The sequence below is a fragment of the Sphingobium fuliginis genome (assembly GCF_015074805.1).
Taxonomy (GTDB): domain Bacteria; phylum Pseudomonadota; class Alphaproteobacteria; order Sphingomonadales; family Sphingomonadaceae; genus Sphingobium; species Sphingobium fuliginis.
Window position 1 is genome coordinate 1501496 of record NZ_CP060035.1, and the last position, 12482, is coordinate 1513977.

General features: G+C 64.4%; 14 protein-coding genes and 1 tRNA gene. 10 read left to right on the forward strand and 5 right to left on the reverse strand.

The genetic code is table 11. The features are described 5' to 3' along the window. Nucleotides 1-5 precede the first annotated feature (5 nt). From cyoC to H5V43_RS07010, 6 genes are read left to right on the forward strand one after another with little or no spacing between them, the layout of a single operon-like run. Nucleotides 6-629 carry a cytochrome o ubiquinol oxidase subunit III gene (cyoC, locus tag H5V43_RS06985; protein WP_025551291.1) on the forward strand — a complete coding sequence of 208 codons (624 nt, stop codon included), beginning with the start codon at nt 6-8 and terminating at the stop codon, nt 627-629. Beyond that, complete coding sequence (gene cyoD / locus H5V43_RS06990) at nt 626-1063, forward strand: cytochrome o ubiquinol oxidase subunit IV (protein ID WP_025551292.1); 438 nt, start codon at nt 626-628, stop codon at nt 1061-1063. Before cyoC ends, cyoD begins: the two co-directional genes overlap by 4 nt. After that, nucleotides 1060-1785, forward strand: coding sequence for an SURF1 family protein (locus tag H5V43_RS06995; RefSeq protein WP_025551293.1), 726 nt, complete (start codon nt 1060-1062; stop codon nt 1783-1785). Before cyoD ends, H5V43_RS06995 begins: the two co-directional genes overlap by 4 nt. Further along, the gene (locus tag H5V43_RS07000; protein ID WP_025551295.1) at nt 1782-3104 is read left to right on the forward strand and encodes an ATP-binding protein; all 1323 of its coding nucleotides are present in this window, start codon (nt 1782-1784) and stop codon (nt 3102-3104) included. Before H5V43_RS06995 ends, H5V43_RS07000 begins: the two co-directional genes overlap by 4 nt. Continuing rightward, nucleotides 3101-3631 carry a response regulator transcription factor gene (locus H5V43_RS07005; protein ID WP_025551297.1) on the forward strand — a complete coding sequence of 177 codons (531 nt, stop codon included), beginning with the start codon at nt 3101-3103 and terminating at the stop codon, nt 3629-3631. Before H5V43_RS07000 ends, H5V43_RS07005 begins: the two co-directional genes overlap by 4 nt. 51 nt (nt 3632-3682) lie before the next feature. Continuing rightward, nucleotides 3683-3832, forward strand: a complete 150-nt coding sequence (locus H5V43_RS07010; RefSeq protein ID WP_157846882.1) for a hypothetical protein — start codon at nt 3683-3685, stop codon at nt 3830-3832. Here H5V43_RS07010 and H5V43_RS07015 read toward each other — a convergent pair. Together H5V43_RS07015 and H5V43_RS07020 are read right to left on the reverse strand one after the other, a co-directional pair. Further along, nucleotides 3798-3871: transfer RNA gene (locus tag H5V43_RS07015), tRNA-Gly, on the reverse strand. The two genes, H5V43_RS07010 and H5V43_RS07015, sit on opposite strands and share 35 nt — an antisense overlap. Nucleotides 3872-3933: 62 nt before the next feature. Next, entirely contained in the window at nt 3934-4896 is a 963-nt protein-coding gene (locus H5V43_RS07020) for a sugar kinase (RefSeq protein WP_025551298.1), read from the reverse strand. Between the two features lie 174 nt (nt 4897-5070). Between H5V43_RS07020 and H5V43_RS07025 the strand changes: the two genes are divergently transcribed. The 3 genes from H5V43_RS07025 to H5V43_RS07035 all read left to right on the forward strand — a co-directional run bounded on the left by H5V43_RS07025 (nt 5071) and on the right by H5V43_RS07035 (nt 9148). Beyond that, complete coding sequence (locus H5V43_RS07025) at nt 5071-7032, forward strand: hybrid sensor histidine kinase/response regulator (protein WP_025551299.1); 1962 nt, start codon at nt 5071-5073, stop codon at nt 7030-7032. Between the two features lie 138 nt (nt 7033-7170). Continuing rightward, nucleotides 7171-8043 carry an alpha/beta fold hydrolase gene (locus tag H5V43_RS07030; RefSeq protein WP_025551301.1) on the forward strand — a complete coding sequence of 291 codons (873 nt, stop codon included), beginning with the start codon at nt 7171-7173 and terminating at the stop codon, nt 8041-8043. A gap of 344 nt (nt 8044-8387) precedes the next feature. Next, a protein-coding gene (locus H5V43_RS07035) for an IS5 family transposase (RefSeq protein ID WP_099185988.1) occupies nt 8388-9148 on the forward strand; the annotation gives its coding sequence in 2 pieces (ribosomal slippage) (nt 8388-8712 and nt 8712-9148; 762 coding nt in all). Between the two features lie 81 nt (nt 9149-9229). On the opposite strand, the gene H5V43_RS07040 is transcribed toward H5V43_RS07035, so the two are convergent. From H5V43_RS07040 to epsC, 3 genes are all read right to left on the reverse strand, one after another. Continuing rightward, nucleotides 9230-10162 carry an NAD(P)H-dependent flavin oxidoreductase gene (locus H5V43_RS07040; protein WP_044662490.1) on the reverse strand — a complete coding sequence of 311 codons (933 nt, stop codon included), beginning with the start codon at nt 10160-10162 and terminating at the stop codon, nt 9230-9232. Nucleotides 10163-10457: 295 nt separating this feature from the next. Next, a complete protein-coding gene (locus tag H5V43_RS07045; RefSeq protein ID WP_025550037.1) occupies nt 10458-10817 on the reverse strand; it encodes a DUF2794 domain-containing protein in 360 nt (119 codons plus the stop codon). Beyond that, complete coding sequence (gene epsC / locus H5V43_RS07050; protein WP_061935260.1) at nt 10817-11527, reverse strand: serine O-acetyltransferase EpsC; 711 nt, start codon at nt 11525-11527, stop codon at nt 10817-10819. Before epsC ends, H5V43_RS07045 begins: the two co-directional genes overlap by 1 nt. A 160-nt stretch (nt 11528-11687) precedes the next feature. Here epsC and H5V43_RS07055 point away from each other — a divergent pair, with 160 nt between their 5' ends. Further along, nucleotides 11688-12461 (forward strand): sulfite exporter TauE/SafE family protein, encoded by a 774-nt coding sequence (locus H5V43_RS07055; RefSeq protein WP_044662493.1) that lies wholly within the window; start codon nt 11688-11690, stop codon nt 12459-12461. The last annotated feature ends 21 nt before the right edge of the window (nt 12462-12482 follow it).

The window sequence follows — 12482 nt, forward strand, 5'->3', positions numbered from 1 at the left end:
CACGCATGAGCAGCGCAACTGCACATAGGGAACCCCGGGCCTATCACCTGCCCGAGGAGCCGCACCTCCACGAAGGCCACAGCACCATGCTGGGCTTCTGGATGTATCTGATGAGCGACTGTCTCATCTTCGCCATCCTCTTCGCCACCTATGCGGTGCTGGGCGGCAGCTATGCCGGCGGGCCGGGGCCAAAGGACCTGTTCGACCTGCCCCTCGTCGCGCTCAACACCGCGATGCTGCTCTTCTCCTCGATCACCTATGGCTTCGCCATGCTGGCGATGGAGAAGAACAGGGTCAGCGCCACGCAGGGCTGGCTGGTCGTCACGCTGCTGTTCGGCGGGGCGTTCCTGTTCATCGAACTCTACGAATTCGCGCACCTCATCCATGAGGGCGCGGGTCCGTGGCGTTCGGCGTTCCTGTCCTCCTTCTTCACGCTGGTCGGAACGCACGGGCTGCACGTCACCTTCGGTTCGATCTGGCTGGTCACGCTGATGGTGCAGGTCGCGAAGAAGGGCCTGATCCCCGCCAACAAGCGGCGGCTGATGTGCCTGTCGATGTTCTGGCACTTCCTGGACGTCATCTGGATCGGCGTCTTCACCTTTGTCTATCTGATGGGAGTGCTCCGGTGAGCGATGCCGTCCATCCGCACGGTGGCCACGACCACCATCATGACGATCATCATGACGCCCATTCGCACGGCAGCTTCGGCAGCTACATGATCGGTTTCGGCCTGTCGGTGATCCTGACGGCCATTCCCTTCTGGCTGGTGATGAGCGGCGCGCTGAACGACCCGCAACTGACGGGCATCGTCATCATGGGCTTCGCCGCGGTCCAGGTCGTCGTCCACATGATCTACTTCCTGCACATGAACACCCGCGTCGAAGGCGGCTGGTCGTTCATGGCGATGATGTTGACGGTGGTGCTGGTCGTCATCGTCCTGTCCGGTTCCCTGTGGGTCATGTATCATCTCAATGCGAACATGATGCCGCACGCGCAGATGGAGATGGACATGGGTCCGACCCAGGAAATGCGCGTCATGCACAATATGAGCGAGATGCCGTGACAACGGCCCAAGACGGGGAGCGCTCCCGGCGCTCCCCGGCCTTTCCGATCGGCCTGACGCTGATCGCCCTCTTCTTTTTTGCCGGATTTTGCGCACTGGGCGCCTGGCAGGTCCAGCGCCTCGCCTGGAAGCGCGACCTGATCGCCCGCGTCGATGCGCGAATCCATGCCGCCCCCGTCCCCGCTCCCCGCATGGCCGCTAAGGCCGACGAATATCGGCGCGTCAGGATTTCGGGCCGTTTCCTCCATGACAAGGCCGCGCTGGTGCAGGCCGTCACGGTGCGCGGCGCCGGTTTCTGGGTGCTGACGCCGCTCGTCACCGATCAGGGCTTCACGGTCATCGTCAATCGCGGCTTCGTGCCGCCCGACAAGCGACGGGACTATATGCGTCCTCCGGGCGAAGCGCGGATTTCGGGACTGCTGCGGCTCAGCGAACCGGGCGGCGGTTTCCTGCGCTCCAACGATCCGGCAAGCGACCGCTGGTTCTCCCGCGATGTGGCCGCCATCGCAGCAGCGCGCGGGATCGGGCGGCCGGTGGCCGATTATTTCATCGACGCCGATGCGGCGGCCGATCCCGGCGCCTTGCCTGTCGGCGGCCTCACCGTCGTCGCCTTTACGAACAATCATCTGCAATATGCGATCACATGGTTCGCGCTGGCGGCAATGGTCGCGGGCGCGTACATATTCGTGATGCGCCAGGAGCGGAAAGACCGCCGGGGATGAACCGGAACCTGCCGATCAGCACCCTCTGGCAACCCAGCCAGTGGCCTGCCGACGCCGCGGGCCGCAAGAATCTGGCGCTGCTGGTGCAGTTGCGCTGGCTGGCGATCGCGGGGCAGCTCATCACCATCCTCGCCGTGCATTTCATCATGGGCATCCGCCTGCCCATCGCCCCGATGCTGCTGATCGCGGGCATGGCGATATTGATGAACGGCCTCAGCTTCGGCGCGCTGCGCAAGCGGACCGACGTGTCCCATGCCGAACTGTTCCTGTCGCTGCTGTTCGACGTGCTGCTGCTGACGGCGCAGCTCTATCTTTCAGGGGGGGCGACCAATCCCTTCATCTCGCTCTATCTGGTGCAGGTGGCGCTGGGGGCGGTGCTGCTCGACCGGTGGAGCATCTGGGGCATCGTCTTCGTCTCTGCGCTCTGTGCGGGGCTGCTGGCGCTGCATTACCGGCCGCTGGACCTGAACGGCGCGCTGGAAGGCCATTTGTTCGACCTGCATATCGTCGGCACATGGATATGCCTTACCATGATCGCCGTGCTGCTGGTGCTGTTCGTGCTGCCGGTGACGCGCAACCTCCAGGCGCGGGACGCCTATCTCGCCCGGTTGCGTCAACAGGCGGCGGAGGAGGAGCATATCGTCCGCATGGGCCTGTTGGCGTCGGGCGCGGCGCATGAACTGGGCACCCCCCTCTCCCAGCTTGCGGTGGTGCTGGGCGACTGGCGGCACATGCCGGAGATCACGGCCCACCCCCCTCTGGTCGAGGAAGTGGCGGAGATGCAGGCGGCGGTCCAGCGCTGCAAGGAGATCGTCACCGGCATCCTCCTGTCCTCCGGCGAGGCGCGGGGCGAGGCTCCGGAAGTGACCAATGTGCGCGATTTCATAGAGGGCATCGCCATGGAGTGGCGCAGGGCGAATCCCGGCATGCCGCTGCGCTGCGATTTCGGGCCGCACGACTATCCCCGCATCGTGGCCGATCCGGTGATCCGGCAGGCGATCGGCAATCTGCTCGACAATGCGCGGGAGGCGGGCGCGACCTATATCGACCTGCTGGCGGGGCGCGACAGCAGTTCGCTCAACATCGCGGTGCGCGACAATGGCAGCGGCTTTTCGGAGGCGATGCTGGAGGATTTCGGCAAGCCCTATCGATCGAGCAAGGGCAAGGAAGGCCATGGCCTGGGCCTGTTCCTTGTGGTCAATGTGGTGCGCAAGCTGGGCGGCAGCGTCAGCGCGAGCAACGGCGCGGATGGCGGGGCGCTGATCCTGCTGCGGCTGCCGCTGGGCACGGTGGCGCTGGAAGAGGAGACGGCCCCATGACTGAGCGCCTGCTGGTGATTGTCGAAGATGACGAGGCGTTCGCCAAAACGCTCAAGCGCTCCTTCGAACGGCGCGGCTATACGGTGCTGGCGGCCGACAGCCATGCGGCGCTGGAAACGGTGCTGGCGGGCAGCAAGCCCGGCTTCGCCGTGGTCGACCTGAAGCTGGGCGCGGAATCCGGCCTCGTCTGCGTGCAGACATTGCATGCCCATGATCCGGCGATGGTGATCGTCGTCCTGACCGGCTTCGCCAGCATCGCGACGGCGGTGGAGGCGATCAAGCTCGGCGCGTCCAACTATCTCGCCAAGCCGTCCAACACCGACGACATAGAGGCGGCCTTCGCGCGTTCCGCCGGCGACCCTTCCACCCCCCTCGCGCCCCGCCCGACGTCGATCAAGACGCTGGAATGGGAACATATCCATGAAGTGCTGAAGGACAGCGACTTCAATATCTCCGAAGCGGCACGGCGATTGGGCATGCACCGGCGCACGCTGGCAAGGAAGCTGGCGAAGCGGCAGGTGGGTTGAAGAGGATATGGGGTGGATGGCGGTCGGCGCGGCCGTTGGCGGCAGGAGTTGATGCCCGCCATTGACCGGTTCGCGATTCGCCGGTCGCTACTGGCCGGTTCGCGGCTGGCCCATCAGGAATGCGCCCGGGGCGAACTCGACATAGCCGTCATGATGTCAGGAAATCTGGAGCGGGTGAAGGGAATCGAACCCTCGTCGTAAGCTTGGGAAGCTTCTGCTCTGCCATTGAGCTACACCCGCCGGGGTGAAACGCGGCTTAGCCTTTGATCCCAATGCCGTCAACGAGGTCGCAGCGGAGAATTTCAGAGGTCGGCATAGGGCGCATCACCATCGCGGGCCGGTATCGCGCCCCGGCGGCCGATATTCCAGCCGGCCAGGCGATGGCCCGCAAGCGCCGCCTCGCGCGCGGAACGACCGGCGAGGCGGGCATGGAGATAGCCGCCGTTGAACGCATCGCCAGCGCCGCTCGAATCGACGACGGAGAGCCTGGCGGGCGGCGCGACGATCTGCCCATCCAGCAGACAGCCGTCGGCGCCCAGTTTCACCACGATCTCGCGGCCTTCGCCAGCGCCCCAGCGGCGGGCCGCATCCTCGGCATCGTCCGCCTCGCCCATTTCGACCTCATCGGCCAAAGTGGGCAGACCCATGTCGCTGAGCGCGATGGCACGGTCGCGCCAGTGGCGCGCGGTCGCGGCATCGGGCCACAGCCGGGCGCGGTAATTGCCGTCGAACGCCACCCTGCCCCCCTTTGCGCGAACCGCCGCGCACAGGGCGAACAGCTTTTCGCGCGCCTCCCCGGACAATATCGCAAGCGTGATCAGGGAAAAATAGAGCAGTTCCGATCCGGCCGCTTCTTCCACCATGGCGGCGCTTTCCGGCAGGTCGAACATGCGCCTGGCGGCGGCCTCCCCCCGCCAATAGTGGAAGCTGCGTTCGCCCTGCGCATCGGTCTCTATCGCGTAAAGGCCCGGCAGCTTTCCCTCGGCGGAGAGCAGCAGCGACGTGTCGACGCCCTCTGCTTCCCAGGCCGCGCGCAGTTCAGCGCTCATCGGATCGGCGCCGATCGCGCTCGCAAAGCGCACATGGTCGCCACAACGGGCGAGATGGATCGCCGTGTTGATGACGTCGCCGCCATAGCGCAGGTTCCAGCCCCCGCCCGATCCAACCTGGCCCGAACCAACCTGGCCCGAACCGACCCCGTCCGACGCGCGGCTCAGTTCCAGCATCGCTTCGCCCACGACGGTGATTCCTGCTGTCTTGCCCATATGCGTTCCGTCTTCCTGGCCATCCTTGCCGAAGGCGCCTCCTTGGCGCGGAGGGCACGGCGAAGTCAATGCCGCGCCCGGCCCGGCACGCCGGACAATCGCTTTCGCAAGCGGAACGTCCGGAACGCATGCGCGTTGTGGACGACGAACATGTCAATTCGACGGGAACCCCTCATGAGCACGGCGGCACCGGAAGGATCTGGAAACCGCTTCGAGCTGCTGGTCCAGAACGTCACCGACTATGCCATCTACATGCTTTCCGCCAACGGCATCGTCGTCAGTTGGAATGCCGGCGCGCGGCGCTTCAAGGGCTATGAGGCCGATGAGATCATCGGTGAGCATTTCTCCCGCTTCTACACGCCGGAGGATCAGGCGGCCGGCCTGCCCGCGCTCGCGCTGGACACCGCCGAAAATGCCGGCCGGTTCGAGGCGGAGGGATGGCGCGTGCGCAAGGACGGCTCCCGCTTCTGGGCGCATGTGGTCATCGATCCCATCCGCGAACCCGGCGGCCAGCTTATCGGATTCGCCAAGGTCACTCGCGACCTGACCGAACGCCGCGCGGCGGAGGAGGAATTGCGCCGCAGCGAGGAACGGTTCCGCCTGCTGGTGCAGGGCGTGACCGACTATGCCATCTACATGCTCGACCCCATGGGGACGATCACGAGCTGGAATCCGGGGGCCGAACGCTTCAAGGGCTATACGACCGAAGAGATATTGGGCCAGAATTTCGCGCGCTTCTATTCGGAAGAGGACCGCATGGCCGGCCTGCCATCCCGGGCGCTGGACACGGCGGCGCGCGAAGACCGGTTCGAGGCGGAGGGATGGCGCATCCGCAAGGACGGCTCCCGCTTCTGGGCGCATGTCATCATCGATACGATCCGCAGCGCCGCCGGCGAACTGATCGGCTTCGCCAAGATAACGCGCGACCTCACCGAACGGCGGGAGACGCAACTGGCGCTCGAAGAAGCGCGGGAGGCGGTGTTCCAGGCGCAGAAGATGGAGGCCATCGGCAAGCTGACGGGCGGTGTCGCCCATGATTTCAACAATCTGCTGGCCGTGATCGTCGGCAGTTTGGACCTGGCGCGGCAGCGGCTGGCGACCGGGGCGGACGTGTCCCGCTATATCGACAATGCGATGACGGCGGCGGAACGCGGGGCGACGCTGACGCAGCGCATGCTGGCCTTTGCGCGCAAGCAGGAACTGAAGTTGCGGAGCGTCGATTGCGTAGCGCTGGTGCGGGACATGGCCGACCTCCTGAAGACGACGCTGGGCAGCGGGATCGCCATCGAAACCCGCTTTCCCCTGCACCTGAGCGCCGCCCATGCCGATCCGGCCCAGCTTGAACTGGCGCTGCTCAATCTGGCGGTGAACGCCAGGGACGCCATGTCCGGCGACGGACGGATCATCATAGAAGGGGCGGAGGCCACTCTGCCCAAGGCGCAACGCCCCGGACTGGAGGGCGGCCCCTATGTGCGCCTGTCCGTCATCGATGAGGGCGAGGGCATGGACGCAGCGACGCTGGAGCGGGCGCGCGAACCCTTCTTCACGACAAAGGGCGTCGGCAAGGGCACGGGCCTTGGCCTGTCGATGGTGCACGGCTTTGCCGAACAATGCGGCGGTTCCCTGACCATCGTCAGCGAACCGGGCCAGGGAACCACGGTGTCGCTGTGGCTGCCGATGGCGCCCGCCGAACCGGCGGAGGTGGCCGTGGCCGACATTCCCGATGCCCTTGCCCTGGCGCTGACGGAGCCGCTGGTGATCCTGGCCGTCGACGATGACGATCTGGTGCTGACCAACACCGCGGGCATGCTGGAGGAACTGGGGCACACGGTATTCCAGGCGACGTCGGGACCGGATGCGCTGCGCATATTGGAACAGGGCAGCGTCGACCTGGTGATCAGCGACTATGCCATGCCGGGCATGACCGGCACGCAGCTGGCCGACGAGATCGAGCAAAGGCTGCCCGGCCTGCCGGTGGTCATCATCACGGGTTTTGCCGAACTGCCGCCGAACATGACGCAACGGCCCCGACTGGACAAGCCGTTCAAGCAGGCGGAACTGGCGCGCATCGTGACCGCGGTGGCGCAGGACCACCAGAAGCTCGTCAGGCTGGCCGCCCATTCGGACGATCTGTAGAGCGGCGATCTTTACCAAAGCTTGACCAAACAGGCGTAAAACAGGGATTTTCCTTTTCTCGCCCCTTGCATGCGCCGGGGAGTTCGCCAAAGAGGCATGAACCTTGTCCCTCCCCTGTCCACCCGCTCGCAGGATCGCATGAACACGCAAGCCGCGCCGACTTCCCATTTCTACACGTCGCTGCGGATGCGCCTGCACTATCTGGACTGGGGCAACAGCGCCGCGCCGACGCTGGTTCTGGTGCATGGCGGCTTCGACCATTCGCGGAGCTGGGACTGGACGGCACGTGCGCTGGCGAAGGATTATCACGTCGTCGCGCCCGACCTGCGCGGCCATGGCGACAGCGCCTGGTCGGCCGAGGGTTCCTACATGATGGCGAACTATGTCTACGACCTGGCGCAGTTGATCGAGCAACTGGGCCGGGAGCCGGTGATATTGGTCGGCCATTCGCTGGGCGGATCGATCGCGCTGCGCTATGCCGGGCTGTTCCCGGAAAAGGTCGCCAGGATCGTCGCCATAGAGGGACTGGGCCTGTCGCCGGGCCGGATCGAGGAACAGGCGCAAAAGGCCGAGCCCGACCTATGGCTGCAATGGATCGAGAAGCGGCGGAACCGGGCGCGTCAGGCACGGCGGCATTATCCGACCCTGGAGGCAGCCGTCGCGCGCATGCGGGAACGCAACGACCATCTGTCGGTCGAACAGGCGATGCACCTCACCATCCACGGCGTCAATCGCAACGAGGATGGCAGCTATCGCTGGAAATTCGACCCCTATCTGCACGATGCGGCGCCCCAGGCCTGGTCGGACATGGACCTGCCGCAATTCTGGAAGCGGATCACATGTCCGACGCTGCTGTGCCTTGGGCTGGATAGCTGGGCGTCCAATCCGGTGAAGGATGGGCGCGCCGCGCATTTCCGGGATGCCCGGCTGGTCGAATTCGCGGATGCCGGTCATTGGCTGCACCATGACCAGTTCGACCGCTTCATCGCGGAACTGCGCGCCTTCCTGTGACCCGGCCATTCGGAATTTCAACCCTCACCCCGGCGAAAGCCGGGATGAGGGTATGAAGGGCGCCGCCTGGAGCCAATCGACATTCAGAAGATGACGAGCCGAGCCGAAGGCCACCGAAGGTAAAATGCTGGTTTTCCGTGACCCGGAGCGCAGCCTGCTCAAAATAGGTGAGCACCGGAAGCACGGAAAAGCGTCATTTGCAGGCCGTCAGGGCTGAATGTCGATTGGCTCTAGAGCAGATTCCGATCCGATTGCATCGGCTCGACTGCTCTAGGCCGTAGTGACATTTTAGGGATTCACGACGGTTTGGATTTGTGATTCAAGGCTGGCTTTTGGAGGCTGGCGTGGAAGGCGAAGTGCTGCGGGATGATCAGTGGGAGCGGCTGCGGGAGTTCGTTCCGGGCGGGCGCAAGGGCAAGCGTGGTCCTCGCAGTGACGGACGGTTGTTTCTTGACGCCTTGCTCTGGCTGGCGCGTTCAGGAGGACGCTGGCGCGATCTACCCGAGAAGTTCGGTCCCTATCAGACCGCTAAACGGCGTTATTATCGCTGGGTTGAGCAAGGCGTGATCGACCGGATCTTCGAGGCTGTGTCGGATGATCCCGACATCGAATGGCTGGCGATCGATGCGACGGTGATCCGCGCCCAGGCCCAGGCGGCTGGGGCACGGGTAAAAAGGGGGGCGCTCAAGCCCAGGCTCTCGGGCGCTCGCGAGGCGGGTTCGGCACCAAGATCCATGCCGTAGTCGATGCCTTGGGCTTGCCGATCCGCTTCATCCTCGGCCCCGGACAGCAAAACGACATGGCGCCCGCCTGCGATCTGATCCGCGGCATCCCGGCTGGCAAGGTTCTGGCTGATCGGGCCTATGACGCCGACAGTTTGCACGATCTCATCTACGAGCAAGGCGGCGAGCCGGTCATCCCACCTCGCCGCCATCGCAAATATCAGCACCACTATGATCGCATCGCCTACAAACAGCGTTGGGGCATCGAGGGCTTCTTCGCCAAGCTCAAGCAGTGGCGCCGTATCGCAACACGCTATGACAAACTCGCCGCAAACTTCCTCGGCTTCGTCAAACTCGCCAGCATCATGCTATGGCTCAAATGATTAAATCGTCACTACTGCCTAAGTTTTTGTTTTGTCGCGTTTTCCGATTCAGCAGATGATTCCATCTGCTTGGAAAACGCTCTAGGCTCCGAAGGCGGCGACGGCTGCCTGATATTCCGATTTCAGTTGCGCGATGAAGGTCGTGGCGGACTGAACCTTGCGGATCGCGCCGATCCCCTGACCCGCGCCCCAGACATCGCGCCACGCCTTCTTGTCGCCGCCCGCGTCGCTGGAGAAATCCATTTCCGACGCCTTGGGCAACTTGTCGGCGTCCAGACCTGCTGCGGCGATGCTGGGGCGCAGATAATTGCCGAGCACGCCGGTGAAATAATCCGAATAGACGATGTCCGCCGCGCCGCTGTCGACGATCATCTGCTTATAGGCCGGTTCGGCATTGGCCTCCTCCGTCGCGATGAAGGGGGAACCCATATAGGCGAAGTCAGCCCCCATCATCCGCGCGGCCGCGATCGACCGGCCCGTGGCGATCGCGCCCGACAAGGCCAGCGGCCCGTCGAACCAGGCCCGGATTTCCTCCACCAGCGCGAAGGGCGACAGGGTGCCGGCATGCCCGCCCGCCCCCGCCGCGACGGCGATCAGGCCATCCGCGCCTTTCTCGATCGCCTTGCGCGCGAAGACATTGTTGATGACGTCGTGCAGCACGATGCCCCCATAGCTGTGCACCGCCCGGTTCACATCCTCCCGCGCGCCCAGCGACGTGATCACGATGGGCACGCGATATTTGACGCAGAGGGCGAGATCCTCCTCCAGCCGGCTGTTGGTCCTGTGCACGATCAGGTTGACCGCGAAGGGGGCGTCCCTGTCCGTCAGCGCCTCGTTCAATTGCTGGAGCCATTGTTCGAATACCCCGGACGGACGGGCATTGAGCGAGGGAAAGGAACCCACGATCCCGGCACGGCACTGGGCGATCACCAGCGCAGGCTGGGAGATGATGAACATCGGCGAACCGATCAACGGCAGGGACAAACGGCCTTCCAAAAATGCCGGCAAGCTCATAGGCGAAGCCTCTCCTTCATGATTTCCATGACGGCGCTATCATTTACACGAGCGGCTAAAAAGGCGGAATCTTGGCGCGGTTGGCGGGAGAGCGGCATCTTCCGCAATGCCGTAGGGTTAAGGATGATCGCTCTTCTGATGATTACGGTCCTGCCGAACCGGAAATCGCAGGGTTTCGCGGGAAGGGGTCAATAAGGGACGTCAGGCACATGATGCTCCCGCGAAGGCAGGAGCCATAGCGGGACCGCCAACGTCCGCTCCCTACCCGCCCATGCCCTGGCGGGGCGCGGGGGCGTCAATCCCCCACGATCTTGAGCAGCCGCCGTTCCACCGGCGCGAGTATCCCCTGCAGTTCCGCGCCACGCTTCAACACGTGCCCGGCCTCCCCGATCAGCGCCCACATGCCCTGGCGGTTCCGCAGGGAGGGGCGTTTTTCGATGCGGAATTCCGGGCGTTCGGCGGCGCGGCGGAAGGCGGAGAAGATCGCGGCTTCGCGGCCCAGGTCGATGGCATAGTCGCGCCAATGGCCCGCCGCGACCATGCGGCCGTAAAGATCCATGATCCGCTGGAGTTCGAGACGATCGAAACCGGTCTGGCTGGCCGCCCCCCTTGCACCCTGGGCCGCTTGCGACGGGAACGGCGTCACGTTGCTCATCAGGCGCGGCCACGCTCCTTGACCAGGCGAACGTCATCCACGGGCGCACCGCCCCGTTCGGCAAGCAGTTCGGCCACGCGCTTCTGCAACTGGTCGATTTCAAGCTGGAGCAGTTCCAGCTTCTGCTTTTCCGGATCGACGCAGTCGGAGCATGGCGTGCCATAGGGCAGGAATTCGCGCTGATAGGCCGTCACGTCGACCAGCATGGGCCGCGCGGGAATGCCGACCATGGTCGCGCCTTCCTTCACATCCTTGGTCACCACGGCATTGGCGCCGATGCGGGCGCGGGCGCCGACGCGGACGGGGCCCAGAACCTGAGCGCCGGAACCGACGATCACGCCGTCTTCGAGTGTCGGGTGGCGCTTGCCCGCGATGCCGTTGGCGGGATCGGTCCCGCCCAGCGTCACGTTCTGATAGAGGGTGACGTCGTTCCCGATCTCCGCCGTCTCCCCGATCACGGTGAAGCCGTGGTCGATGAAGAAGCGCCTGCCGATGCGGGCGCCGGGATGAATGTCGTTGCCGGTCAGAAATCGCGAAAAATGATTCACCGCACGGGCCAGGAAATAGAGCCGCGCGCGGTAGAGGCGGTGCGCCACGCGGTGGAAAGCCAGCGACCAGACGCCCGGATAGAGCAGGATTTCAGCGCGCGAGCGCGGGGCAGGGTCGCGTGATTTGACCGAGTCCAGATAAGCAATAAGATTGCGCAGCATGAAGCGCCCCTGATGAAACCGACCAGACGGTACATAAGCGCAAAAGGATGAATTTTCCAGATGGCGGGCTATTTCGGCTTCGCCCGATAAAACAGAAAGTTTCTTGGCGGCCCGTGATATACCAATCAAGGCGGTAGACAATCATAACAGGGACCAATGAATGATCGACATCTTTATCGCCCATTTCGGCGAAATCCTGCCTTTCATTCTCATCGGTTTCGGCGCCCAGATGATCGACGGCGCTTTGGGCATGGCCTATGGCGTCATTTCCAGCACGCTGCTTCTGGCGCTCGGCGTGCCGCCCAGCAGGGCATCGGCCAGCGTCCATGCGGCGGAAACCTTCACCACCGGGGTGTCGGCCATCAGCCACATCATCCATCGCAATGTCGACTGGCGCCTGTTCGCGCGCCTCATCATTCCGGGCGTGATCGGCGGGGTGGCGGGCGCCTATCTCCTGTCCAATGTGGACGGGGCGATGATCAAGCCGTTCGTCCAGGCCTATCTGACGGCCATCGGCATCTATCTGGTGTGGCGGGGCTTTCATTATCCGCCCCAGGCGCGCAATCCCAAATGGGTGGGGCCCCTGGGCCTGGTCGGCGGCTTCATGGACGCCACCGGCGGCGGCGGCTGGGGGCCCGTGGTGACGTCGAACCTGCTGATCCAGGGGTCCAGCCCCCGACACACCATCGGCACGGTCAACAGCGTCGAATTCATCCTGACCACCTCCATCAGCATCACATTCCTGCTGCATCTGGGGTGGGAAACCTTCACCACCTACACGGTCGGCCTGCTGATCGGCGGCGTGATCGCGGCCCCGTTCGGCGCGATGCTGGCCCGGCACGTCTCGCCCCGGACGCTGTTCATCGCCGTGGGATCGATCCTGACCCTCACATCCTTGTTCGGCGTGGCCAAATGGCTTGGATATATCGGCTAAGACAATTATATTGGGCTTTCC

Bases quoted from the DNA above. Each gene is read 5' to 3' on its own strand.
- H5V43_RS07055 (WP_044662493.1), top strand. From the start codon at position 11,688: ATGATCGACATCTTTATCGCCCATTTCGGCGAAATCCTGCCTTTCATT.
- H5V43_RS07025 (WP_025551299.1), top strand. From the start codon at position 5,071: ATGAGCACGGCGGCACCGGAAGGATCTGGAAACCGCTTCGAGCTGCTG.
- H5V43_RS07040 (WP_044662490.1), bottom strand. From the start codon at position 10,162: ATGAGCTTGCCGGCATTTTTGGAAGGCCGTTTGTCCCTGCCGTTGATC.
- H5V43_RS07000 (WP_025551295.1), top strand. From the start codon at position 1,782: ATGAACCGGAACCTGCCGATCAGCACCCTCTGGCAACCCAGCCAGTGG.
- H5V43_RS07030 (WP_025551301.1), top strand. From the start codon at position 7,171: ATGAACACGCAAGCCGCGCCGACTTCCCATTTCTACACGTCGCTGCGG.
- cyoC (WP_025551291.1), top strand. From the start codon at position 6: ATGAGCAGCGCAACTGCACATAGGGAACCCCGGGCCTATCACCTGCCC.
- H5V43_RS07010 (WP_157846882.1), top strand. From the start codon at position 3,683: ATGCCCGCCATTGACCGGTTCGCGATTCGCCGGTCGCTACTGGCCGGT.
- H5V43_RS07005 (WP_025551297.1), top strand. From the start codon at position 3,101: ATGACTGAGCGCCTGCTGGTGATTGTCGAAGATGACGAGGCGTTCGCC.
- H5V43_RS07020 (WP_025551298.1), bottom strand. From the start codon at position 4,896: ATGGGCAAGACAGCAGGAATCACCGTCGTGGGCGAAGCGATGCTGGAA.
- H5V43_RS07045 (WP_025550037.1), bottom strand. From the start codon at position 10,817: ATGAGCAACGTGACGCCGTTCCCGTCGCAAGCGGCCCAGGGTGCAAGG.
- epsC (WP_061935260.1), bottom strand. From the start codon at position 11,527: ATGCTGCGCAATCTTATTGCTTATCTGGACTCGGTCAAATCACGCGAC.